Annotated in this window: 22 protein-coding genes; 13 read left to right on the forward strand and 9 right to left on the reverse strand. The window is 70.5% G+C overall.

What is annotated here, in order from left to right; genetic code table 11:
- Positions 1–86: 86 nt before the first annotated feature.
- Both FM069_RS08585 and FM069_RS08590 read left to right on the forward strand, forming a co-directional pair.
- A complete protein-coding gene (locus FM069_RS08585) occupies positions 87–659 on the forward strand; it encodes a DUF6436 domain-containing protein (protein WP_143487883.1) in 573 nt (190 codons plus the stop codon).
- A gap of 103 nt (positions 660–762) precedes the next feature.
- Complete coding sequence (locus FM069_RS08590) at positions 763–3,141, forward strand: penicillin acylase family protein (RefSeq protein WP_143487884.1); 2,379 nt, start codon at positions 763–765, stop codon at positions 3,139–3,141.
- A gap of 61 nt (positions 3,142–3,202) precedes the next feature.
- On the opposite strand, the gene FM069_RS08595 is transcribed toward FM069_RS08590, so the two are convergent.
- Both FM069_RS08595 and hslO read right to left on the reverse strand, forming a co-directional pair.
- Positions 3,203–4,750, reverse strand: coding sequence for a phosphoenolpyruvate carboxykinase (locus FM069_RS08595; protein ID WP_143487885.1), 1,548 nt, complete (start codon positions 4,748–4,750; stop codon positions 3,203–3,205).
- A gap of 318 nt (positions 4,751–5,068) precedes the next feature.
- The gene (hslO, locus tag FM069_RS08600; RefSeq protein ID WP_143487886.1) at positions 5,069–5,962 is read right to left on the reverse strand and encodes an Hsp33 family molecular chaperone HslO; all 894 of its coding nucleotides are present in this window, start codon (positions 5,960–5,962) and stop codon (positions 5,069–5,071) included.
- An 82-nt stretch (positions 5,963–6,044) separates the two neighbouring features.
- Between hslO and FM069_RS08605 the strand changes: the two genes are divergently transcribed.
- Complete coding sequence (locus tag FM069_RS08605; RefSeq protein ID WP_143487887.1) at positions 6,045–6,845, forward strand: phosphatase PAP2 family protein; 801 nt, start codon at positions 6,045–6,047, stop codon at positions 6,843–6,845.
- A gap of 167 nt (positions 6,846–7,012) precedes the next feature.
- On the opposite strand, the gene FM069_RS08610 is transcribed toward FM069_RS08605, so the two are convergent.
- Positions 7,013–7,411 carry an RNA-binding S4 domain-containing protein gene (locus tag FM069_RS08610; protein ID WP_233282009.1) on the reverse strand — a complete coding sequence of 133 codons (399 nt, stop codon included), beginning with the start codon at positions 7,409–7,411 and terminating at the stop codon, positions 7,013–7,015.
- Positions 7,412–7,628: 217 nt separating this feature from the next.
- On the opposite strand from FM069_RS08610, the gene rimB reads away from it, so the two are divergent.
- The 3 genes from rimB to FM069_RS08625 are packed head-to-tail and all read left to right on the forward strand — an operon-like array spanning position 7,629 to position 9,909.
- On the forward strand, positions 7,629–8,105 hold the full coding sequence (rimB, locus tag FM069_RS08615; RefSeq protein ID WP_143487889.1) for a retropepsin-like aspartic endopeptidase RimB: 477 nt from the start codon (positions 7,629–7,631) through the stop codon (positions 8,103–8,105).
- Entirely contained in the window at positions 8,102–9,007 is a 906-nt protein-coding gene (gene rimK, locus FM069_RS08620) for a 30S ribosomal protein S6--L-glutamate ligase (protein WP_143487890.1), read from the forward strand. Before rimB ends, rimK begins: the two co-directional genes overlap by 4 nt.
- Positions 9,004–9,909, forward strand: coding sequence for a S66 peptidase family protein (locus FM069_RS08625; protein ID WP_143487891.1), 906 nt, complete (start codon positions 9,004–9,006; stop codon positions 9,907–9,909). Before rimK ends, FM069_RS08625 begins: the two co-directional genes overlap by 4 nt.
- Before the next feature lie 334 nt (positions 9,910–10,243).
- On the opposite strand, the gene FM069_RS08630 is transcribed toward FM069_RS08625, so the two are convergent.
- The 3 genes from FM069_RS08630 to FM069_RS22045 all read right to left on the reverse strand — a co-directional run bounded on the left by FM069_RS08630 (position 10,244) and on the right by FM069_RS22045 (position 12,549).
- Positions 10,244–11,557, reverse strand: a complete 1,314-nt coding sequence (locus FM069_RS08630; RefSeq protein ID WP_143487892.1) for an ATP-binding protein — start codon at positions 11,555–11,557, stop codon at positions 10,244–10,246.
- 61 nt (positions 11,558–11,618) lie between these two features.
- The gene (gene ompR / locus FM069_RS08635) at positions 11,619–12,353 is read right to left on the reverse strand and encodes an osmolarity response regulator transcription factor OmpR (protein WP_143487893.1); all 735 of its coding nucleotides are present in this window, start codon (positions 12,351–12,353) and stop codon (positions 11,619–11,621) included.
- 67 nt (positions 12,354–12,420) lie between these two features.
- Positions 12,421–12,549, reverse strand: coding sequence for a hypothetical protein (locus FM069_RS22045; RefSeq protein ID WP_267904180.1), 129 nt, complete (start codon positions 12,547–12,549; stop codon positions 12,421–12,423).
- Between FM069_RS22045 and FM069_RS08640 the strand changes: the two genes are divergently transcribed.
- From FM069_RS08640 to rmf, 4 genes are all read left to right on the forward strand, one after another.
- On the forward strand, positions 12,548–14,881 hold the full coding sequence (locus tag FM069_RS08640; protein ID WP_143487894.1) for a Tex family protein: 2,334 nt from the start codon (positions 12,548–12,550) through the stop codon (positions 14,879–14,881). The two genes, FM069_RS22045 and FM069_RS08640, sit on opposite strands and share 2 nt — an antisense overlap.
- 70 nt (positions 14,882–14,951) lie before the next feature.
- Complete coding sequence (locus FM069_RS08645) at positions 14,952–15,335, forward strand: PaaI family thioesterase (protein ID WP_143487895.1); 384 nt, start codon at positions 14,952–14,954, stop codon at positions 15,333–15,335.
- A gap of 267 nt (positions 15,336–15,602) precedes the next feature.
- Entirely contained in the window at positions 15,603–17,189 is a 1,587-nt protein-coding gene (gene gshA / locus FM069_RS08650; RefSeq protein WP_143487896.1) for a glutamate--cysteine ligase, read from the forward strand.
- A 157-nt stretch (positions 17,190–17,346) separates the two neighbouring features.
- Positions 17,347–17,562, forward strand: coding sequence for a ribosome modulation factor (gene rmf, locus FM069_RS08655; protein WP_143487897.1), 216 nt, complete (start codon positions 17,347–17,349; stop codon positions 17,560–17,562).
- Positions 17,563–17,587: 25 nt separating this feature from the next.
- On the opposite strand, the gene FM069_RS08660 is transcribed toward rmf, so the two are convergent.
- A complete protein-coding gene (locus FM069_RS08660) occupies positions 17,588–18,004 on the reverse strand; it encodes a carboxymuconolactone decarboxylase family protein (RefSeq protein WP_143487898.1) in 417 nt (138 codons plus the stop codon).
- Between the two features lie 75 nt (positions 18,005–18,079).
- Here FM069_RS08660 and FM069_RS08665 point away from each other — a divergent pair, with 75 nt between their 5' ends.
- Complete coding sequence (locus FM069_RS08665) at positions 18,080–18,898, forward strand: cyclase family protein (RefSeq protein ID WP_143487899.1); 819 nt, start codon at positions 18,080–18,082, stop codon at positions 18,896–18,898.
- 34 nt (positions 18,899–18,932) lie between these two features.
- On the opposite strand, the gene argA is transcribed toward FM069_RS08665, so the two are convergent.
- Both argA and argE read right to left on the reverse strand, forming a co-directional pair.
- The gene (argA, locus tag FM069_RS08670) at positions 18,933–20,231 is read right to left on the reverse strand and encodes an amino-acid N-acetyltransferase (protein ID WP_143487900.1); all 1,299 of its coding nucleotides are present in this window, start codon (positions 20,229–20,231) and stop codon (positions 18,933–18,935) included.
- A gap of 187 nt (positions 20,232–20,418) precedes the next feature.
- Positions 20,419–21,573 carry an acetylornithine deacetylase gene (argE, locus tag FM069_RS08675; protein WP_143487901.1) on the reverse strand — a complete coding sequence of 385 codons (1,155 nt, stop codon included), beginning with the start codon at positions 21,571–21,573 and terminating at the stop codon, positions 20,419–20,421.
- Between the two features lie 143 nt (positions 21,574–21,716).
- On the opposite strand from argE, the gene FM069_RS08680 reads away from it, so the two are divergent.
- Positions 21,717–22,295 carry a serine acetyltransferase gene (locus FM069_RS08680; protein WP_143487902.1) on the forward strand — a complete coding sequence of 193 codons (579 nt, stop codon included), beginning with the start codon at positions 21,717–21,719 and terminating at the stop codon, positions 22,293–22,295.
- A gap of 28 nt (positions 22,296–22,323) precedes the next feature.
- Entirely contained in the window at positions 22,324–23,685 is a 1,362-nt protein-coding gene (locus tag FM069_RS08685) for a CYTH domain-containing protein (protein ID WP_143487903.1), read from the forward strand.
- The last annotated feature ends 314 nt before the right edge of the window (positions 23,686–23,999 follow it).

A 23,999-nucleotide genomic window follows, 5' to 3' on the forward strand; every position in this document is an offset into this window, starting at 1 on the left:
GGATCCGGGGAAGGGTGCGGCGGACGATGTTCTGCCCGGCGCGCCGGCGTGGCAAGCTAGCGCACCGAAGCCCGATGGTCCGCCCCATGCGCCCGCGCCGCAAGCCCCTCGTCGCCTGCCTGTCCGTGCTGCTCTGCGCGGTGGCGCTGTACGCCGCCTGGAGCTGGTACCAGGACCGCTACATCCGCCCCTTCGATACCCGTGCCACGCTGTTCAGCGGCGCGCCGCTGCACCTGCCGGCGGACCTGGCCGGGCCCGGGCCGGTGCGGCTGGTGCACTTCTGGGACCCGGCCTGCCCGTGCAACGTCGGCAACCAGCAGCACCTGGCCGGGCTGGTGGAACGCTTCGCCCCCCAGGGGGTGGTCTTCTACAGCGTGCACCGACCCGGCAGCCACGGCCGGCTGCCGGCGAACCTGGGCGCGCTGACCGCCCTGGACGGGCTACCCGGCCTGGACCAACTGCCGGCCAGCCCGGCGGTGGGCATCTGGGACCGCGAGGGGCGGCTCGCCTACTTCGGTCCTTACAGCGAGGGGGCCCTCTGCACCTCGGCCAACAGCTTCATCGAGCCGGTGCTGGAAGCGCTGCTGGCCGGGCGCCCGGTGGACGCCGCCAATACCCTGGCCCAGGGCTGTTTCTGCGACTGGCACCCGGCGCCCTGAACGCCGGGGCCGCGCCCGGCGGTTGCGGTCCGGCGTGCTTCGGTCGATGCTCCGGCCTTCGTGCCGCCCCCTCCCCGCTCCAGGATCGTCCATGAAACGGCTCATGAAACGCGCTTTCTCCCTGCTCGCCCTGGCCCTGGTCGCCGTCGTCGCCACCGGCGCCTGGTACCTCCACGGCAAGCAGCCGCGACGCGACGGCGAACTGCCCCTGGCCGGCCTGCAGGGGCCGGTCAGCGTGCGCTACGACGCCCGCGGCGTGCCCCATCTCGACGCCGGTAGCGAGGCCGACCTGTACCGCGCACTGGGCTACGTGCACGCCCAGGACCGGTTGTTCCAGATGGAAATCCTGCGGCGCCTGGCCCGGGGCGAACTGGCCGAGGTGCTGGGCCCGGCCCTGGTGGACACCGACCGCCTGTTCCGCAGCCTGCGCCTGGGCGAGCATGCCGACGCCTACGTCGGCCGCACGCCCCACGAGGGGCCGGCCTGGGCGGCGCTGGAGGCCTATCTGGATGGCGTCAACCAGTACCAGGCCTCGCGGCCGGCGCCCCTGGAGTTCGACCTGCTGGGCATTCCCAAGCGGCCATTCCGTGCCGAGGACACCTTCAGCGTGGTGGGCTACACCGCCTACAGCTTCGCCGCCGCGTTCCGGACCGAGCCGGTGCTGACCTACGTGCGCGATCGCCTGGGGGCCGATTACCTGGCTATCTTCGACCTGGCCTGGCAGCCTGCCGGCGCCCTGGCGCCGAGCCTGGCCGACGGCGACTGGCGGATGCTCGGCGCCCTGGCGGACCTCAGCGGGCGCGCCGTGGCCGACCAGGGCCTGCCGCAGTTCGAGGGCAGCAACGCCTGGGTGATCGCCGGGCGCCGTACCGCCAGCGGCAAGCCGCTGCTGGCGGGCGACCCGCACATCCGCTTCTCGGTGCCAGCCACCTGGTACGAGGCTCACCTGCGGGCGCCGGGCTTCGAGCTGTACGGCCACTACCAGGCGCTCAACCCCTTCGCGTCCCTGGGTTTCAACCGGTCGTTCGGCTGGAGCCTGACCATGTTCCAGAACGACGACATCGACCTGATCGCCGAGCGGGTCAACCCGGACAACCCCGAGCAGGTGCGCTACCACGGCCAGTGGGTGGACCTGGAGCGCCACGAGACGCTGATCGCGGTCAAGGGCGCGCCGGCGGTGCCGCTGACCCTGCGTCGCTCGCCCCATGGCCCGCTGGTCAACGATGCCCTGGGGGCGACCGGCGACCAGCGGCCCATCGCGCTCTGGTGGACCTTCCTGGAGAGCCCCAACCCGTTGCTGGAGGCGTTCTACCGGCTGGGCCGCGCCGACACCCTGGACAAGGCCCGGGACGCCGCCCGGCTGATCCATGCGCCCGGGCTCAACGTGGTCTGGGCCAACGCTGCCGGCGACATCGGCTGGTGGGCGGCCGCGCGGCTGCCGCGGCGGCCGGCAGGCGTCGACCCGACCTTCATCCTCGACGGCGACAGCCCGGCGGCGGACAAGGACGGCTTCCAGCCCTTCGAGGCCAATCCCCAGGAAGAGAACCCGGCGCGGGGCTACATCGTCTCCGCCAATGCCCAGCCGGCCGGCCCGCAGCCGATCCCCGGCTACTACAACCTGCCCGACCGCGGCCGCCGCCTGGCCGAGCGCCTGGCGGACCCGGCGCTGAAGGGGGACCTGGACGCCAGCCGCACCCTGCAGCTGGACAGCGGCTCCGCCTACGGCCCGCGCCTGCTGGCGCCGCTGCTGCAGGACCTGCGGGCCGCCACCGCCGACCGGCCGGACGAGGCCGCCCTGGTGCAGCGCCTGGCCGCCTGGGACGGCGACTACCGGGTGGACGACCCGGTGCCGACGCTGTTCACCCAGTTCCTCTACCAGCTGGCCGACGGCGCCCTGCGCGACGAGCTGGGGGATGCCTTCTTCGATGCCCTGCTGGCCACTCGGGCGCTGGACGCGGCCCTGCCGCGCCTGGCCGCCGATCCGGACTCGCCGTGGTGGGATGATCGTCGCAGCCCCGCTCGGGAAACCCGCCGGGATATCGTCCGGGGGGCCTGGCAGGCCAGCCTGGCGCACCTGAGGGCCACCGGGGGCGACGACCCGGCGAGCTGGACCTGGGGACGTGCCCACACCCTCACCCATGGCCACCCCCTGGGTCGCCAGGCGCCCCTCGACCGGCTGCTGAACGTCGGGCCGTTCGCCATGCCCGGCACCCACGAGACCCCCAACAACCAGTCCAGCCCCCTGGGCCCGGCACCCTGGGCGGTGAGCTACGGGCCTTCCACCCGGCGCCTGATCGACTTCGCCGACCCCGCCCACAGCCTGGGCATCAACCCGGTGGGCCAGAGTGGCGCGCCGTTCGACGCCCACTACGCCGACCAGGCGGCGGACTATGCCGCCGGCCGTTACCGGCCGCAGTTGCTGGACGAGGCCGAGATCGCCGCCGAGGCGCCCCGCCAGTTGCGCCTGGTGCCGGCGCCCTGAGGCGAACGGCGGGCATGAAAAAGCCGCCCGGAGGCGGCTCGTTTCAACGCGCGGTGGTCGCTCAGGCGAGCTGCGGGCCAGCGGCGCGGATGTCGTCGGACACGCCGTCGAACTTCTTGAAGTTCTCGATGAACTTGGCGGCCAGCTCGGTCGCCGCAGCATCGTAGGCGGCCGTGTCGCCCCAGGTGGCGCGGGGGTTGAGCAAGGCGGTGTCGACGCCCGGCACGGCCTTGGGCACGTCCAGGTTGATCACCGGCAGGTGCTCGGTCTCTGCACCCACCAGGGCGCCGCTCTGGATCGCCGCGATCACGCCGCGGGTGGTGGGGATGCTGAAGCGCTTGCCGACGCCGTAGCCGCCGCCGGTCCAGCCGGTGTTGACCAGATAGACCTTGGAGCCGAAGCCGTTGATGCGCTTGATCAGCAGTTCCGCATACTCCGCCGCCGGGCGCGGGAAGAACGGCGCGCCGAAGCAGGTGGAGAAGGTGGACTTGATGCCGCCGCCGGAGCCCATCTCGGTGGAACCCACCAGCGCGGTGTAGCCGGAGAGGAAGTGGTAGGCGGCCTGCTCGTTGTTGAGGATCGACACCGGCGGCAGCACGCCGGTCAGGTCGCAGGTAAGGAAGATCACCGCGTTGGGCTCGCCGCCGCGGTTCAGCTCGGCGCGCTTGTCGATCAGCTCGCGCGGGTAGGCGGCGCGGCTGTTCTGGGTCAGGCTGGCGTCGGCGTAGTCCGGCAGGCGGGTGGTGGGGTCGAGCACCACGTTCTCCAGCACGGCGCCGAACTGGATGGCCTTCCAGATCACCGGCTCGTTCTTCGCCGACAGGTCGATGCACTTGGCGTAGCAGCCGCCCTCGATGTTGAACACGGTGCCCACGCCCCAGCCGTGCTCGTCGTCGCCGATCAGGTAGCGGCTCTCGTCAGCGGACAGGGTGGTCTTGCCGGTGCCGGACAAGCCGAAGAACAGGGTCACGTCACCCTCTTCGCCCATGTTGGCGGCGCAGTGCATCGGCAGCACGTCCTTCTCTGGCAGCAGGAAGTTCTGCACCGAGAACATCGCCTTCTTCATCTCGCCGGCGTAGCGCATGCCGGCGATCAGCACTTTCTTCTGGGCGAAGTTGAGGATCACGCAGCCATCGGAATGGGTGTCGTCGCGCTCCGGTTCGCAGACGAACCACGGGGCGTTGAGGATCTGCCACTCGCGGCGGGTTTCCGGGTTGAACGTCTCGGGGTTGATGAACAGGCAACGGCCGAACAGGTTGTGCCAGGCGGTCTCGGTGGTCATCTTGACCGGGATGTAGTGGGCCGGGTCGGCGCCTACGTGCACGTGGGAGACGAAGCGGTCGCGGTCCGCCAGGTAGGTTTCGACGCGCGCCCAGAGGGTGTCGAACTTGTCCGCCGGGAACGGCCGGTTGATGGGGCCCCAGGCGATGGCGTCGCGGGTGGAGGGTTCCTCGACGATGAACCGGTCCACCGGTGAGCGACCAGTGCGGTGACCGGTGTGGACGACCAGCGAACCGTTGGCGGCCAGCTCGCCTTCGCCACGGCGGATGGCTTCTTCAATCAGGTGGGCAACGCTGATATCGGTGTACACGGAGGTGGCTTGCGTCATCGAGACTCCCCATCGGCCGGAGCCGAGTGCTGCAGACGGTTTGTAGTGGCCGTCAGGGTCCACTACGACGAAAAAAGTGCGCCGGATTATGCCAGAAAAGGCCGGCGTGGGTAGAAACCTCCGGTCAGCGGGGCGGCAAGCTGACCGCACCCGTCATTCCGGTCACGGCGGGTGCCCGGGTTGCGCTTGGAATGCCGTGGGACGCCGCCGGGCGCGGCCAAAACCCTTGGCCCCTCGGCAGGTCACAGCCGGCAGGCGCACGCTCCGAACGGTGTCCCGCACCCGGCGCGCCCCGCGCTGGCGCCCGTCATTCCAAGTTCAGTGGCGGGTGCCGGAGGGCGCGCCGCTGCCGCCGCCGGCGAAAAGCTGGGCCACGTCGGCGGCGTCGAAACGGTAGCGCTGATTGCAGAACTGGCAGTCGATCACCACCTCGCCGCCCTTCTCCTGCAACAGCTGCTCGGCATCCGCCTGGCCCAGGCTCACCAGCGCCGCCGCCGAACGCTCTCGGGAGCAGCTGCAACGGAAGCGCAGGGGCCGCGGGTCGAACAGCCGCACCGCTTCCTCGTGGTACAGGCGGTGCAGCAGGGTGGCGTTGTCCAGGCCGAGCATTTCCTCGGCGGTGAGGGTGTCGGCCAGAGTGGTCAGATGCTGCCAGCTGGCGGCCCGCGCCTCCGGTTCCTTCAGGCGCTCCGGCGGCAGCGCCTGCAGCAGCAGGCCGCGGGCGCGACGACCGTCGGCGCTGAGCCAGAAGCGGGTCGGCAACTGCTCGGACTGGGCGAAGTAGTCCGACAGGCAGGCCGCCAGGGTCTCGCCTTCCAGGCCGACGATGCCCTGGTAGCGCTGGCCGGCGCGGGGGTCGACGGTGAGGGTGAGCATGCCCTCGGGCATCAGCTCGCGCAGCCCGGCGGTGGGCGACACCTGGTCCGCGTGGTAGCGGGCGATGCCGCGCAGGTCGCCGTCGCTGGAGCATTCCACCATCAGCAGCGGCACGGCGCCGGCGGAGCGCGCCTGGAGGATCAGCAGGCCGTCGAACTTCAGGGTGCCCACCAGCAGTGCGGCGGCGGCCAGGAGTTCGCCCAGCAACTGGGCCACCGGTTCCGGGTAGGGGTGCTTGGCCAGCACGTGGCCATAGCTTTCGCCAAGGGCCACCAGTTCGCCACGGACATCGGTGTCGTCGAACAGGAAGCGCTGGGTGTGATCGGGGACGGGCATGGCAGGGCTCGCAAGATGACAAAGGCATGACCGACCGCTATAAAGCGCGCCATCACTTCGCCTATGGGAAATTCCGGATTTTATGGAGAATACCACCCTCTTCCAAGCGCAATGGCGCTGGCCACGCTTCCTCTTCTGCCACTTCTTCGCCGCCGCGCTGCTGGGCCTGTGGCTGTTCGAGCCGGTGCGCGCCGCCTTCTTCACCTTCGATACGCAGCTGTTCCACCTGCTCAACGCGCCCCTGGCGGACAACGCCGCCTGGCGCCTGGTCTGGGCGATCGCCAGCCTGCGGCCGTTCGACATCCTGGTGGGGCTGATCCTGCTCTGCCTGCTGATCCGCGGCGACTGGCTGTACCCGGCGGTGCAGGTGCGCGCCGCGACACTGGGCTTCATCGCCACCCTGATCATGCTGCTGGTGATCCGCGTGCTGTTCACCAAGCTGGCCAAGCACACCGGCTGGCAGCACGCCAGCCCCAGCGAGCGCATCCCCGGAGCGGTGCACCTGTCGGACTACTACCCCGAGTGGGAGCGCCGCTTCGAACTCAAGGACCGCTCCAGCCGCAGCTTTCCCGGCGACCATGCCTCGGTGCTGATGATCTGGGCGCTGTTCCTCGGCTGCTTCGTGCGCACTGCCTGGCAGGGCCTGCTGGTGGGCGGCCTGGCGGTGCTGTTCATGCTGCCGCGGCTGGTGGCCGGCGCCCACTGGGCCTCGGACGACTATGTCGGCGGTTTGGTGATGGCGCTGCTGGCGTTGGCCTGGTCGATGTACACCCCCTTCGCCGCCTGGGCCAGCGCCCACCTGCTGCGGCTCACCGCGCCGCTGTTCCGCCCGTTCAAGCGAGTGCCGCTGCTGAACCGCCTGAGCGTGGTGCGCCTGCCCTGAGGGGAACGAGGTGGAAAACGCGGTGCGGTTTTCCACCCTGCGTGAATGAGGTCGAAAGGGGTTCGCCGTAGGCAGCGCTGCGGACCTCCCCATCGGGCACTCCCGCCTGGGGCATCCTGCCCATGAGCGAACCGGAGGCACCTGGCCGGGGGCCCCGGCCAGGTAACTCAATAGAGGTCGCGGAAGCGGCTGATGTCCCGGCGCTGTTTCTTGCTGGGGCGGCCGTCGGTCTGCAGGCCGACGGCGCCGGCCTTGCGCTGGGCCGCGGCCGCTTCGCGACGGACGCGGCTTTCCTCGGTCTCCTCGTACAGCGCCTGGGCCTCGGGGGCGCCGCGGCGTACCCCGGACAGCGCCCGCACCACCACCGTGCGCTCGTCGAAGCCGGTGCGGATCACGTAGGCCTCGCCGATCCGCGGCTCGCGGCTGGGTTTGCAGCGCTCGCCGCCCTGGTGCACCTTGCCGCCCTCGATGGCCGCCTTGGCCAGCGCCCGGGTCTTGTAGAAGCGCGCCGCCCACAGCCACTTGTCCAGGCGGACCTTGTCGTCCGCGTTCTGCTGGTCGCTCAAACCGTTCTCCCGTGTTGGCGATCCCGCGATGGTAGCGCCTCGCCGGTCGCGGCGAAATTCCGCAGGACGGGCGCACCTCGTCGCGGGTGCGGTTGTCATACGCCATGACTAGAATGCCGACGCGGGCGTCGCCCGCCATCCACCCGCCCATCCCGTGGCGAAAATCAGGAGAGACCCGCTTGTCCGCCATCCATCCCGTGTGCGCGAGGCGCGGCCCGTGACCGCCTTCGGCCAGCTGCAGGTGATCGGCCTGCGCGAATGGATCGCCCTGCCGCAACTGGGCATGGTCGGCCTGCGCGCCAAGGTGGATACCGGCGCCAGCACTTCGGCCCTGCACGCCAGCGACATCGTCCCCTACGAACGGGACGGCACCCGCTGGGTGCGCTTCACCGCCCACTTCGGCACCCTGGTGCAGCGGCGCCACCGCTGCGACGCGCCGGTGGTCTCGGTGAAGACCATCAAGAGCTCCAACGGCCACGCCCAGCAACGCTACGTGATCCGTACCGCCATGGCCCTGGGCGACCGGGTCTGGCCCATCGAATTCACCCTGACCTGCCGTCGCAACATGCGCTACCGCGTGCTGATCGGTTCCAAGGCGCTGGTGGAGGGCCAGTTCCTGGTCAACCCGGCGCTCTCCTATGTCCAGGACAAGCCGGTACTGCCGGTCCTCGAATCCCTCCCAGGTGCCCCATGAAAATCGCCGTGCTGTCGCGCAATCCGCGCCTGTATTCGACTCGCCGCCTGGTGGAAGCCGGCCAGGGACGGGGGCATGAAATGGTGGTGATCGACACCCTGCGCGCCTACATGAACATCGCCAGCCACAAGCCGCAGATCCACTACCGCGGCCGCCCCCTGGAAGGCTTCGATGCGGTGATCCCGCGGATTGGCGCCTCGGTGACCTTCTACGGCTGCGCGGTGCTGCGCCAGTTCGAGATGATGGGGGTGTTCCCCCTCAACGAGTCGGTGGCCATCAGCCGCTCCCGGGACAAGCTGCGCTCGCTGCAGCTGCTGTCGCGCAAGGGCATCGGCCTGCCGGTGACCGGCTTCGCCCACTCCCCGGACGACGTGCCGGACCTGATCCGCATGGTGGGCGGCGCGCCCCTGGTGATCAAGGTGCTGGAAGGCACCCAGGGCATCGGCGTGGTGCTCTGCGAGACCGAGAAGGCCGCCGAGTCGGTGATCGAGGCGTTCATGGGCCTCAAGCAGAACATCATGGTGCAGGAGTACATCAAGGAAGCCGGCGGCGCCGACATCCGCTGCTTCGTGGTGGGCGACAAGGTCATCGCCGCCATGAAGCGCCAGGCGAAGCCCGGGGAGTTCCGTTCCAACCTGCACCGCGGCGGCACCGCCAGCCTGATCAAGATCACCCCCGAGGAGCGCATGACGGCGATCCGTGCGGCCCGGGTCATGGGCCTGTCGGTGGCCGGGGTGGACATCCTGCGCTCCAACCACGGGCCCCTGGTGATGGAGGTGAATTCCTCGCCGGGCCTGGAGGGTATCGAGGAGACCACCGGCAAGGACGTGGCCGGGCTGGTCATCGACTACCTGGAAAAGAACGCCGAACACGGCCTCACCCGCACCAAGGGCAAGGGATGAACGACTTCCGCTTTCCGCTCCACGGCCGCCTGGCGCTGATCGCGCCCGCGTCGGCAGTGGCCACCGATGTCCTCGACGCCACCCTCGCGCGCCTCGACGCCGCCGGCATCGACTACCGCCTCGGGCGCCACGCCCGGGAACGCCACCGCTACCTGGCCGGCACCCCGGAACAGCGGCTGGAAGACCTGCACGCGGCCTTCGCCGAGCCGGACGTGGCCGCAGTCTGGTGCCTGCGCGGCGGCTACGGCAGCGCGCAGCTGGTGCCGGGCATCGACTGGGCGCTGCTGCGAGGCGCCACGCCGCGCCCGCTGATCGGCTTCTCGGACATTTCCGTGCTGCTCTCCGCCTTCCACCGCCATGGCCTGGCGGCGGTCCACGGCGCCGGCCTCACCGCCCTCGGCCAGCCGCCGGTGGACGACCCGGCGGAGCGCGCCGAACGCGACGACGCCCTGGCCTCCGTCGCCCGCCTGCTGGCCGACGAGGCCCAAGGCCTGCCGGCGCGGCACCTGGCCGGCCCCCGCGCGCCGGTGGACGGCGCGCTGATCGGCGGCAACCTCACCGCCCTGGCCAGCGGTGCCGGCACACCCGCCGGGCTCTACGCACCGCCCGGGTCGATCCTGGTGCTGGAGGACGTGGGCGAGCCTTACTACCGCCTGGAACGCAGCCTCTGGCAGTTGCTGCGCAGCATCGACGCGGCGCGCCTGTCGGCGGTGTGCCTGGGGACCTTCACCGACTGCCCGCGCAAGGGCGTCGTCCACAGCCTGGAGGAGATCGTCGCGGAGTACCTGGAACCCCTGGGCGTGCCCCTCTACGGTGGCCTGCCCAGTGGCCATGGCGCCCAGAACCAGGCCTGGCCCTATGGCCGCCGGGCGCGCCTGGAGGACGGTCGACTGAGCTGGTGACCGTAGCGGCCTGATCGCGCCGGCGGCCATCGCCATGCGCGCCGCCGGAACTCCACGCCTGAACCGAAGGCGCCGCCGGATCGTGGATCGTCTCGCCGCCTGAAATACGAAGGCCACACCCGGCTTGGGCGATGACGACAAATCAGCGAACGGCGGTAAAGGCGGCGCCTCCGAGCCGCCTGCGTCCTCAGGCTTCGCCGGGCTTAAGGTTCTGGACGAAAAGGGCCTGCTCGCGATGAGGCTCGTTTGAAAGCCGCTTCCGCCTGCCTAGTGGCCCCTCGTCAACGCGGCATCCCTTCGGCGTCTGCACCGCGCGCGCTCACGCGACAGAAACCTAGGCCGCATCCCGTGGCAGCAGCAGGCCCAGCGGCAGGCACACGCGCGCCTCCAGGCCGCCGCCGGAGCGGTTGCGCAATTCGACGCTGCCACCGTGGAGAGCGGCGATGCGCTTGACGATGGCCAGGCCCAGGCCGGTGCCTTTGCCCCCCCGTGCGCGGTCGCCGCGGATGAAGGGGTTGAAGATATCCGCCAGCTCCGCCGGGTCGATGCCCTGGCCGCGGTCCAGCACGCTGAGCACCACGTAGGGCGCCCCCTCGTCGCCGGCGACGAAGGCCGCCACCTCGACGCCGCCGCCGCCATGGCGCAGGCCGTTCTCGATCAGGTTCACCAGCAGGCGCTTGAGGGACACCCGGCGCAGCGGGAACGGCGGCACCGGCTCCAGGTACAGCCCGACCCGGGCGTCCTGCTGGTTGTAGGGCGCCGCCACCTCGCGCACCAGTTCCGCCAGGTCCAGCTCCTCGACCTTCTCGTCGCGGCCGTCGCGGATGAAAGCGAGGAACTGGTCGAGAATGGCGTCCATGTCCTCGATGTCGCGGACCATGTCCTCGGTCAGCTCGCTGTCCTCGCGCATCAGTTCCAGGGACAGGCGCAGCCGGGTCAACGGCGTGCGCAGGTCATGGGAGACGCCCGCCAGCATCAGCTCGCGCTCCCGGGAGGCCTGCTCCACGTCCTCGGCCATCTGGTTGAAGGCGCGGTACACCTCGGCCATCTCGCTGGGGGTCTGGCTCACCGGCAGCCGTACGCTGCGCCCCTGGCCCAGCTGGCGCGCGGCGTTGACCAGGCGCTTGAGGGGCGCGTTGAGCTGGCTGACGAAGATCCAGGCCGCCGCGGTGGAAAGCAGACCGATGCCGAGGAACCAGCCCAGCACGCTCCAGATCTTCTGCCCGCGCAGGGGGTGGGGATAGAGCGGCACCTGGACCCAGTCGCTGCCCAGGGACGGCGCGTGGACCCACAGGGACGGCGGGCTCTGCACCCGCACCCGCACCTCGGTGTCCTCGCCCAGCTCCGCCTGCATCTGCCGGCGGAAGATCTCGCTGTAGGGCCAGTGCTGCTCGTCCGGCGGCACCTGGGTGCGCGGCACCCGGTTGAGGCCGGCGGCGCGGGCCACGTGGTCGCGGTCATCGGCGTCGGCGGCCCAGTAGGCGCGCAGGGTCAGGGCGGCGCCGTGGCTGTACTGGCGGTCCACCAGCACGTCCTCGTTCATCAGCAGGTAGACCAGGGTCAGGGCCTTGGAGAACAGCACGACGATCAGCACCAGCCAGAGGGTGCGGGCGAAGAAACTCTGCGGGAACCAGACGGGGGTTTTCATGGGGCGGCTCGGACAGCGGGCGGGGACGCGAAGGGCGGCGCCGGAAGCGCCGCCCGCGGGGCTACTTGTTGCCGTCCGGCACGAAGACATAGCCGACGCCCCAGACGGTCTGGATGTAGCGCGGCTTCGACGGGTCCGGCTCGATCAGCCGCCGCAGCCGGGAGATCTGCACGTCGATGGAGCGCTCCAGGGCATCCCACTCGCGGCCCCGGGCCAGGTTCATCAGCTTGTCCCGGGTCAGCGGTTCGCGGGCGTGCTGCACCAGGGCCTTGAGCACGGCGAATTCGCCGGTGGTGAGCATGTGCACGTCATCGCCCTTGCGCAGCTCGCGGGTGGCCAGGGACAGCCGGTAGTCGCCGAAGCTCACCTTCTCGTCCTGGCTGGCCGGCGCGCCCGGCACTATCGGCGCCTGGCGGCGCAGCACGGCCTTGATGCGGGCCAGCAGTTCGCGCGGGTTGAAGGGCTTGGCCAGGTAGTCGTCGGCGCCCAGTTCCAGGCCCTGGATGCGGCTGGACTCGTCGCCCTTGGCGGTGAGCATGATGATCGGCACGGCGTTGTTGGCGGCCCGCAGGCGGCGGCAGGCGGACATGCCGTCCTCGCCCGGCAGCATCAGGTCCAGCACCAGCAGATGGAACAGCTCCCGGGACAGCAGGCGGTCCATCTGCTCGACGTTCTCCACCGCACGCACCCGGTAGCCCTGTTCCTCGAGAAAGCGTTCCAGCAGACGGCGCAGTCGCGCGTCGTCGTCGACGACGAGGATTTTCTCACCCTCGGCGGGCGTGGCAGTGGCGCTCATAGAAGCTCCCAGGCGGCAAAGGACGGCATTATGGCCCAGGCGCCGGCGGGCGCCCTGCCGGCCATTGTTAGCAGATTTTTCCCCGGCCGCGCAGCGCCGCGGCCGGCCAGGGACGTCCGGGGCCGGCGGGCGTGGTTATAATGCCGCCCTTTTTGGACCAGGCCCGGCCTGTCTTCAACCGTTTCAGGTGGTTCATGAACAGCATCCATACCCGTATCGCCGAAGAGCTGGGCGTCCGCCCGCAGCAGGTCGTCGCCGCCGTGGCGCTGCTGGACGAAGGCTCCACCGTGCCCTTCATCGCCCGCTACCGCAAGGAAGTCACCGGCAGCCTCGACGACACCCAGCTGCGCCACCTGGAGGAACGCCTGCGTTACCTGCGGGAGCTGGAGGACCGCCGCGGGGCGATCCTCGCCAGCATCGAGGAACAGGGCAAGCTGACCCCGGAGCTGACCCGGGAGATCAACCTGGCCGACACCAAGACCCGCCTGGAAGACCTCTACCTGCCCTACAAGCAGAAGCGCCGCACCAAGGGCCAGATCGCCCTGGAAGCCGGCCTCGGCGAGCTGGCCGACGCCCTGTTCGGTGACCCGACGCTGAACCCGGAGACCGAGGCCGCGCGCTTCGTCGACGCCGAGAAGGGCTTCGCCGACGTCAAGGCGGTGCTGGACGGTGCCAAGTACATCCTCATGGAGCGCTTCGCCGAAGACGCCACCCTGCTGGACCGGCTGCGCGGCTTCCTCAAGGACAACGCCACCCTGGCCGCCCGCCTGGTGCCCGGCAAGGAGCAGGAAGGCGCCAAGTTCAGCGACTACTTCGAACACGACGAGCCGCTCAGGAGCGCACCCTCCCATCGCGCCCTGGCGATCTTCCGCGGGCGCAACGAAGGCGTGCTCAGTGTGGCCCTGAAGGTGGGCGAGGAAGCCCCGGGCACCCTGCACCCCTGCGAGCTGATGATCGGCGAGCGCTTCGGCCTGGCCAACCGCGGCCGGGCCGCCGACAAGTGGCTGGCCGAAGTGGTGCGCTGGACCTGGAAGGTGAAGCTCTACACCCACCTGGAGACCGACCTGCTGGGCGAGCTGCGGGAGAGGGCCGACGTCGAGGCCATCACCGTGTTCGCCCGCAACCTGCACGACCTGCTGCTAGCCGCCCCGGCCGGCCCGCGCGCCACCCTGGGCCTGGACCCGGGCCTGCGCACTGGCGTGAAGGTCGCCGTGGTGGATGCCACCGGCAAGCTGCTGGACACCGCCACCGTCTACCCCCACGCGCCGAAGAACCAGTGGGACCAATCCCTCGCGGTACTCGCCGCGCTGTGCGCCAAGCACCAGGTGGAGCTGATCGCCATCGGCAACGGCACCGCCAGCCGCGAGACCGACAAGCTGGCCGGCGAGCTGATCAAGAAACACCCGGCGCTGAAGGCCACCAAGGTCATGGTCAGCGAGGCCGGCGCCTCGGTGTACTCCGCCTCGGAGCTGGCTGCCCGCGAATTCCCCGGCCTCGACGTTTCCCTGCGCGGCGCCGTGTCCATCGCCCGCCGCCTGCAGGACCCGCTGGCCGAGCTGGTGAAGATCGAGCCCAAGTCCATCGGCGTCGGCCAGTACCAGCACGACGTCTCCCAGTTGCAGCTGGCGCGCAGCCTGGACGCGGTAGTGGAAGACTGCGTGAACGCCGTGGGGGTGGACGTCAACACCGCGTCCGCCGCCCTGCTGGCACGCATCTCCGGCCTCAACGCGACCCTGGCGCAGAACATCGTGCAGTTCCGCGACGCCAACGGCGCCTTCCCCACCCGCGACGCGCTGAAGAAGGTGCCGCGCCTGGGCGAGAAGACCTTCGAGCAGGCCGCCGGCTTCCTCCGCGTAATGAACGGCGGCAACCCGCTGGATGCCTCCGCGGTGCACCCGGAAACCTACCCGCTGGTGCAGCGCATCGCCGCCGATACCGGCCGCGACATCCGCTCGCTGATCGGCGACTCGGCCTTCCTCCGGCGCCTGGACCCGAAGGCCTTCACCGACGAACGCTTCGGCCTGCCCACCGTCACCGACATCCTCAAGGAACTGGACAAGCCCGGCCGCGACCCGCGCCCGGAGTTCAAGACCGCGGAATTCCAGGACGGCGTGGAGAAGCTCTCCGACCTCACGCCCGGCATGGTCCTGGAAGGAGTGATCACCAACGTCACCAACTTCGGCGCCTTCGTCGACATCGGCGTGCACCAGGACGGCCTGGTGCACATCTCGGCGCTGTCGGAAAAGTTCGTCAAGGACCCCTACGAGGTGGTCAAGGCCGGCGACATCGTCAAGGTCAAGGTCATGGAGGTGGACATCCCGCGCAACCGCGTCGGCTTGTCCATGCGCATGGGCGACACCCCCGGCGAGAAGGTGGACGGCCCCCGGGGCGGCGGTTCGCGCACGCCGTCCGGCCGTGCCCCGTCCGGCCGCGCCGCCCAGGGCAACCGTGCCGCCGCCCAGCCGGAGCCGGCCGCGGGCGCCATGGCGGCCCTGTTCGCCAACGCCCGACAGATCAAGAAGAAATGACCCGGCCCACGGGCGATCCGTCGCCCGCGGCCGCGCCTGACCGCAACCGCCTGATGCAGGAGCCTGGAGTATGGAGATTCCGCACGAGTTGGCGATGAGCGCCTTCGGCCGGCTGATCGGCTGCCGCCCGCTGGCCATGGAAAAGGGCCGCGCCGAGGTGGCCCTGAGCCTCACCCCCGACCTGCACAACCGCCTGGGCAAGCTCCACGGCGGCGCCCTGTTCAGCCTGCTGGACATCGCCATGAGCCTGGCCTGCTCCAGCGTCCATGGCTTCGAGTCCCGCAGCGTGACCCAGGAGTGCAAGATCAACTACATGCGCGGCGTCGACGACGGCGAGGTGGTCTGCGTCGCCACGGTGGTGCACGCCGGCAGCCGCTCCCTGGTGGTGGAGGCGGACATCCGCCAGGGCGAGGCGCTGGTGGCCAAGGGCCTGGGCACCTTCGCCCTGCTCTGACCCGCTCTTGGCCGGGCCCGTGGCGAATCCGCTTCGGGCTGCGCCCGCGCAACGGGTAGACTGCCCGCTTCGAGCCGTCGGCGCCCGGCCGGGCGCGACGCGCGACGCCGCGCGGGCAGCGTTGAGCGCCGCGCTGCCGGCGGTCGCCTCGCCGCGAACGGACCGTGGCTTTTCCCGGACGAAGCGAAAACGCGTTCGTGTCCGACCCTTGTAGAGCGTCCGGTCCACCCCCATAGTGGGGCGATCGACGCGTGAAGGAACCCTATCTTGAGCGATCTTCTCTCTCGCCGCCTGGCTGTCCTGGGCGAGCGCGCCAACCTGTCGCTGCTCGGCCAGTGCCTCCACGGTATCGAACGCGAGTGCCTGCGTGTCGACGCCCAGGGCCAGCTGGCCCTCACCGACCACCCCGTCGCCCTCGGCGCGGCCCTGACCCATCCGCAGATCACCACCGACTATTCCGAGGCGCTGCTGGAATTCATCACCGCCACCGACACCGATGTCACGCGGACCCTGGACGAGCTGGAGAAGGTCCACCGCTTCACCTACGGCCGGCTGGAGGGCGAGCTGCTGTGGAGCCCGTCGATGCCTTGCCGCTTGCCGCCGGAGGAGCTGATCCCCATCGCCCGCTACGGCAGCTCCAACATCGGCCGCCTCAAGCACGTCTACCGGCGCGGCCTGGCGGTGCGCTACGGCAAGACCATGCAGTGCATCGCCGGCATCCACTACAACTTCTCCCTGCCGGAGGCCATCTGGCCGCTGCTGCAGGCCCTGGAAGGCGACAGCCAGGCACCGCGGGACTATCAGTCGGCGCGCTACATCGCGATGATCCGCAACTTCCGCCGCTACAGCTGGCTGCTGATGTACCTGTTCGGCGCCACCCCGGCGCTGGATGTGAACTTCCTCCGCGGCCGCCCGCACCAGCTGGACAGCCTCGACGCCGACACCCTCTACCTGCCCTGGGCCACCAGCCTGCGGATGAGCGACCTGGGCTACCAGAACAACGCCCAGTCCGGCCTGACCCCCTGTTACAACGGCCTCGACAGCTACCTGGACAGCCTGCGGCAGGCGGTCTCCACCCCCTACCCGCCCTACGCCGCCATCGGCACCAAGCGCAACGGCGAGTGGGTGCAGCTGAACACCAACATGATCCAGATCGAGAACGAGTACTACTCCAGCATCCGGCCCAAGCGCGTCACCTACACCGGCGAGCGACCGCTGCAGGCGCTGATGGCCCGGGGCGTGCAGTACGTGGAGGTGCGCTGCCTGGACATCGACCCCTACCTGCCGGTGGGCATCGACCTGGACGAGGCACGCTTCCTCGACGCCTTCCTGCTCTACTGCGCGCTGCAGGACAGCCCGCCCATGGACGGCGGCGAGTGCCGCGCCAGCACCGACAACTTCCAGCTCACCGTCAAGGAAGGGCGTCGTCCCGGCCTCCAGCTGCAGCGCCGCGGCCAGCCCGTAGGCCTGCGGGACTGGGCCGGCGAGCTGCTGGAGAACATCGGCGCGCTGTCCGAACTGCTGGACACCGTGCACGGCGGCGACGCCCACCGCCGTGCCCTGGACGCCCAGCGCAGCAAGGTGGAGGACCCCGAGCGGACCCCCTCGGCCCGGGTGCTGGCGGACCTGCGCGCCAGCGGCGACAGCTTCACCCGTTTCGCCCTGCGCCAGAGCCGCGCCCATGCCGAGCATTTCCGGCGCGAGCCCCTGGCCGCCGCCGACCGCCAGCGCTTCGAGGCGCTGGTCCAGCAGTCCCTGGGGGAACAGGCGGAGCTGGAGGCGGCCGACCAGGGCGACTTCGACACCTTCGTCGCCGCCTACCAGGCCAGCATCCTCGGTCTGCTCAGCGTCTGACCGCCCGACTCGCCCCGCGCGGCCGCGACTGGGTCGCAGCGGCGGCGAGAGCGGCGTCACAAAAGCGACATTCCCTAGCATTTCCTTCGTCCGATGCCTGCCGCGCCGGAAAAACGACGGCTAGCATGAGGCGACACCCACACGAAGCGGGCCCGCCATGACGCCACCGACCCTCGTCGATGACCGCCACTGGAGTCTCGAAACACTGAACAAGGCCTACCAGCAGGGCTACATGGCCGGCCTCACCGGCCAGCCGATCGACCTGCAGCCCTACCCGGCGGACGTGCTGGCCGCCGCCTGGGAGGCCGGCTGGGACGATGGCCAGGCGCAGCAGCAGGGCGCCCTAGCCGAACGCCTGCAGGCCACCGGCTGAACGGACGGGCGCCGGTCCCGGGTCCTCAGTGAGCGCTGCCCGGGTCGTCGTCCCGCAGCGCCGCATCCACCGGCACCCGGTAGCCGTTGGCCAGGCGGTTGGTCTCGTTGGCCATGCCGATCACTGCCATCAGCTCACCGAACATCGCCTCGTCCATGCCCGCCTTGCGCGCCGCCGCCCCGTGGGACGCCATGCAGTAGTCGCAATTGTTGGTGATGCTCACCGCCAGGTAGATCAACTCCTTGGTCAGCGGGTCGAGGGCGCCGGGCGCCATGACTTCCTTCAGGCTGCTCCAGGTGCGGGCCAGGGTCGCCGGGTGCTGTGCCAGCGCCTTCCAGAAATTGTTCACCTGCTCCACCTGGCGCGTGGCCTTGATGTCGTCGTAGACCGCGCGGACTTCCGGGCTGGCATTTTCATATTCGATCAAGTGCTTAGACGCCACGTGCAACCTCCATTTATGTTCTGTACGTCGCCGCGCCACCTGGCGCGGCCGCCGTCCATCATGGGGGAAACGTTCATGCCGTACCAACCGACCCGCCGCCTCGCGCTCGCCGCCGTCGCTGCAGCCGCCTTCGCCCTGCCCCTGACGGCCCCGGCCGCGCAACCCGGGCTGTGGGACACCTACGCCACCCTCAAACAGCACACCTGGGTCGACCTGAGCCATGGCTACGACGACGCCATCCCCCATTGGAAGGGCTTCGAGAACGCCGGGCGCAAGACCCTCTACACGGTGGGCAAGGACGGCTTCCAGGTGGACCTGTACACCCACGTAGGCCAGTGGGGCACCCATGTCGACCCGCCGGTGCATTTCCACGAGGGCCTGCGCCCCATCGACAAGATCGACGTGAAGGAACAGCTGCTGCCCCTGGTGGTGCTGGACATCCACGAACATGCCGGGCGCAACCCCGACTACACCGTCACCCTGGACGACGTGAAAGCCTGGGAGCGCCGCCACGGCCCGGTCCCCGCGGGCGCTTTCGTGGCCCTGCGCAGCGACTGGTCGAAACGCTGGCCCGACCAGGCGAAGATCCAGAATGCCGACGCCCAGGGCGTCGCTCACTACCCGGGGTGGAGCAAGGAGGTCCTGACCTACCTCTACGAGACCCGCCACATCACCGCGTCCGGCCACGAGACCACCGACACCGACCCGGGCATCGCCACCAGCAAGGACGACTACTCCCTGGAGTCCTACGTGCTGGGCACCGACCACTACCAGATCGAACTGCTGGCCAACCTGGACCAGGTGCCGGAAGCCGGCGCGCTGGTGGTGGTGAGCTTTCCCAAGGTGGTGAACGGTACCGGCTTCCCGGCCCGGGTCTTCGCCATCCTGCCCTGAGCCATGGAGGGCCCGCCGGCGACGCGCAGCCCGGCTAGAGGGTCTTCTCGAAGATCTGCGAGTTGCGCTGGTAGTTGTACAGGGAGGCCCGCGCCGCCGGCAGCCGCTCGATGCTGCTGGGCTGGAAGCCGCGCTCGCGGAACCAGTGGGCGGTGCGGGTGGTGAGGACGAACAGGGTCTTCAGGCCCAGGGCCCGGGCCCTAGCCTCGATCCGCTCCAGGAGCTCGTCGCCGCGACCGCCGTGGCGGTACGACGGGCTCACCGCCAGGCAGGCGAGTTCCGCCGCCTCGGAGTCCGCCAGGGGGTAGAGGGCGGCGCAGGCGATGATCAGCCCGTCGCGCTCGACGATGCTGAACTGGCCGATCTCCCGCTCCAGCACTTCACGGGAGCGGCGCACCAGGATGCCCTGCTCTTCCAGGGGGCTGATCAGCTCCATCAACCCGCCCACGTCCTCGATGCTGGCCTCGCGGATCTGCTCGAACTGCTCCTGGTCCACCAGGGTGCCGCCGCCATCGCGGGTGAACAGCTCGGTGAGCAGCGAGCCGTCCTCGGCGAAGCTCACCATGTGGGCGCGGTTGACTCCGCCCCGGCAGGCCTGGGCGGCGGCATCCAGCAACTCCGCCTGGTACTGGCTGCCGAGGCGCACCAGGTGCGCCGGCACCTGCTGCGGGCGCAGTTCCCGCACCAGCCGGCCCTCGGCATCCAGCAGGCCGCGCTCGGCGCCGAACAGCACCAGCTTGTCGGCCCCAAGGTCGATGGCGGCGCGGGTGGCCACGTCCTCGCAGGCGAGGTTGAAGATCTCCCCGGTGGGGGAATAGCCCAGGGGCGAGAGCAGCACGATGGTGCGCTCGTCCAGCAGCCGGCCGATGCCCTTGCGGTCGACCCGGCGCACCTCGCCGGTGTGGTGGTAGTCGATGCCGTCCAGCACGCCGATGGGCCGCGCGGTGACGAAATTGCCGCCGGACACCCGCAGCCGCGCGCCCTGCATCGGCGAGGCGGCCATGTCCATGGACAGCCGCGCCTCGATGGCGATGCGCAGCTGGCCGACGGCGTCGATCACGCACTCCAGGCTCGGCGTGTCGGTGATCCGCAGGTCGCGGTGGAAGCGCGGGGTGAGGCCGCGGGCGGCCAGGCGCGCCTCGATCTGCGGGCGCGAGCCGTGCACCAGCACCAGGCGCACGCCGAGGCTGTGCAGCAGCACCAGGTCGTGGATGATGTTGCCGAAGTTGGGGTGGGCGACGCCTTCGCCGGGCAGCATGATGACGAAGGTGCGGTCGCGGTGGGCGTTGATGTAGGGCGATGCGTGGCGCAGCCAGTTGACGTAGTCGTGCATGGAAATCCGTGGGCCTGTCGAAGAAGGGGCTGGAGGCGGGACCGCCGCGCCCGGAACGGGTGCGGGACGGCCGCGAAGGGCGGCGCGGTCATCGTCGTCGCAGGTACATCTGCAGCCTCTCCTCGATACGGCAGGGCGCCCGCGTGGGGGCGCTTCAGGATAGGGAACGAACGGCGCGGCGGCGGCTTCAGGCCGCCCGCGGCGCCAGGCAGTAGTGTTCGATCAGGCCGCGCAGCAGGCCCACGGTGGGTGTCAGGCGCGCCAGCTCCAGGTACTCGTCCGGCTGGTGGGCGCAGGCGATGTCGCCGGGGCCCAGCACCAGGGTCTCGCAGCCAAGCTGCTGAAGATAAGGCGCTTCGGTGCCGAAGGCCACCGCTTCCGCCGAATGCCCGCTGAGGTGCTCCGCCAGGCGCACCAGTTCGGCGTCGGCGGCCTGCTCGAAGGGCGGCAGGTGGGGGAACAGCGGCGCGAAGTCGATCCGTACGCCATGCCGGTCGGCCAGGGGCACCAGGCGCTCGCGGATCGCCGCGCGCAGGACCTCCGGCTGCATGCCCGGCAGCGGACGCAGGTCGAACTCCAGGGCGCACTGGCCGCAGATGCGGTTGGGGTTGTCGCCGCCGTGGATGCAGCCCAGGTTGAGGGTCGGCTGCGGCACGCCGAACTGCGGGTTGTGGTACTGGCGCTGCCACTCGCCGCGCAGCGCCAGCAGCTCGCCGATGGCGCCGTGCATCGCCTCCAGGGCACTGTGGCCCAGGGCCGGGTCGGAGGAGTGCCCGCTCTGCCCAAGGATGTCGATACGCTCCATCATCACGCCCTTGTGCAGCCGCACCGGACGCAGCCCGGTGGGCTCGCCGATCACCGCGGCGCGCCCCAGGGGCCGGCCCGCCGCGGCCAGGGCACGGGCGCCGGCCATGGAGCATTCCTCATCGCAGGTGGCGAGGATCATCAGCGGCTGGCGGAACGGCTGGTCCAGCAGCCCCAGCACCGCCTCGATGGCCAGGGCGAAGAACCCCTTCATGTCGCAGCTGCCGAGGCCGTACCAGCGCCCGTCGGCCTCCCGCAGGCGCCAGGGATCGCCGGCCCACAACCCCTCGTCGCAGGGCACCGTGTCGGTGTGGCCGGCCAGCACCAGGCCGCCCGGGCCGCTGCCGTAGGTGGCCAGCAGGTTGCACTTGCCGGGCGCCACCTCCTGCACGGCGCAGGCGAAGCCCAGTTCGTCGAGCCAGCCCGCCAGCAGCTCCACCACCGGGCGGTTGCTCTGGTCCAGCGCCGGCTGGGTGCAGCTCACCGAGGGGGTGGCGATCAGCGCCGCGAAGCGATCCTTGAGCGAGGGCGTCGACATGGGCGTTCTCCTGGGACGAACCGGCATCATGCAGCAGCGCGCCGGGCAACGGAACCCGCCGTCCGGCCGCCGGCCCGGGACGCCCGGCCGGGGCCGGCGGCAAACCCTGTATAGTTACGCCCTTCTCCGCGACCCCCACGACCATGAAGTACGCAGAACTCAAGCGTTATTGGCACATCGAACTCATCGGCGGCGAACACAAGCGATTCACCTGGAGGCGCCTGTTGCGCAAATACCGGCAACGCTCCCGCTACCGGTACCTGTTCTGGTACCGCCTGGCCGGCTACCTGCACGCCCGCGGCGGGTTCTGGGCCGAGCGGGCGCGCCGGCTGAACGATCGGCTGTCGGAACGCTACGGCATCGAGATCCCCCTGGACGCACGCATCGGCGAGGGGCTGTTCATCCCTCACCCGGTGGGCATCGTGATCACCCGCAAGGCGGTCATCGGGCGCAACTTCAGCGTGTTCCAGAACACCACCATCGGCCAGAAGAGCGACGACAGCGCGCCCATCGTCATCGGCGACAACGTCTCGGTGGGCGCCAACAGCTGCATCATCGGCGACGGCCTGCGCATCGGCGACGACGTCACCATCGCCGCCGCCTCCTTCGTCAACAAGGACATCCCGGCCCGGCACATCCACATCTCCCGGCACGTCTCGAGCCTGGTGGAGAACGTCGACGGCCGCCAGCCCATCAGCACCCGCCACAGCCGCGGGTCCTGACCTCCATCGCTCCAGCAGAGGCGCAGCCATGCAGAAAGAAACCGAAATCAAGTTGCGCGCCAGCCGCGAGACCCTGGACGCGCTGCGGGACCACCCCGTCCTGAAGAAGCGCAACAAGTCCGGCTGGGAACGCCACGAGCTGCTCAACCGCTACTTCGACACCGCCGACCGCGACCTGGCCCGGGCCCGGGTCGCCCTGCGGGTGCGGCGCGACGGCGAGCAGTTCATCCAGACTCTGAAGAGCCGCGGCCAGAGCGTGGCCGGGCTGTCCGAACGCAACGAGTGGGACTGGTACCTGGACGACGACCGCCTGGACCCGTCACGGCTCGGCGACGACTGCTGGCCGGCCAGCCTCGCCGACCTGGACAAGGCCACGCTGCAGCCCATCTTCACCACCGATTTCGTCCGCCAGCGGGCCGAGATCGCCTGGGGCCGGGGCAAGGCCAAGGTAGTCATCGAGGCGGCCCTGGACCTGGGCCGGGTGGTGGCGGGCGAGCGCGACGAGCCCATCTGCGAGCTGGAACTGGAACTGCGCCAGGGCGACCCTGCCGCGCTACTGGAGCTGGCGGCGGAACTGGCCGCCGACCTGCCGCTGATGCCTTGTGACATCAGCAAGGCCGAGCGTGGCTACCGCCTGCACGACCCCGACAGCTACGCCACCGCCCTGCCGGCGCCGGCGCCCACCGCGCCGCAGCCCCTGGACGACGCCTTCGCCGCCCTCGCCTGGCACCTGCTGGGCACCAGCCAGCGGCTGGCCGAGCAGTACCGCTTCAACGGCCACTGGAGCCTGCTGGAAGACTGGCTGCGCCAGCTGGTGGACCTGCGCGCCCTGCTGGGCAGCCTCGGCCAGGCCGCGCCGCGGGCCGCCAGCCGCGCCTTGCGCGAAGCCCTGGACGCGCTGCTGGCGGACTGGCGCCCGCGCCTGCGTCAGGGCCAGGCCGACGAGCAGGCGCGCCGCGAGGCGCCGCAGCGGTTCGCCGAAGAACTCCAGGGCACCCGCTGGGGCCAGCTGTCCCTGGCCCTGTCGCGCTGGCTGCTGGCCCAGGGCTGGCGCGCCGGCCGCAACGCCCGGGGCGACCGCCAGGGTGCCGCGCCGCTGGGCGCCTGGCTGGCCCGACAACTCGCCGAGGAAGCCGCCGCGCTGCCCCTGGCCCGCTACCAGCAGTACCCGCGCGACCTGTCGGAGCAGCTGCCGCGCCTGGAGCGCATGCTGGTCTGGCTGCGCCTGGCCCGCGGCGCCCTGGAGCTGCCGGAGACCGACCGCCTGTATGGCGAGCTAGCCAAGCTGGAAGCCCTGGCCAACCGTCCCGACGACGAGGACGTGCTGGTGGAACGGGTCGAGCAGCTGCGCGTCCTGAACGGCCTGCGGGGCTGGAAGGCGCTGCGCTGACCTTCAGGCTCCCATGAGCCGGCCTCCAGCCCTGCGCCCAGGCAGACAGGCGGAGGCTCGCGGGAATGGGCTGTCAGGCGAGCACGGGACGGACCGCTCCACTCGACGCACCCACGCCCGTCATGGGCAGGGGATCGCGGAACGCGATGTGGACGTTCGGCACGGCGGAGAGTGCTCTCGCAGGGCGCTCTCGAGGGAGGCCACCAACGGCCGCGCCGTGTCCTTCAACGCCATCGCCCGAGCGGACCGGTGAACGGCCCGTAGCCTGCGGCCGACCTCGTGGCCCCCTCCCACCCCGCCGATGTGTGCCTGGC

Origin of the sequence: Pseudomonas mangiferae (assembly GCF_007109405.1) — a bacterium.
In the GTDB taxonomy this organism is placed as follows: domain Bacteria; phylum Pseudomonadota; class Gammaproteobacteria; order Pseudomonadales; family Pseudomonadaceae; genus Pseudomonas_T; species Pseudomonas_T mangiferae.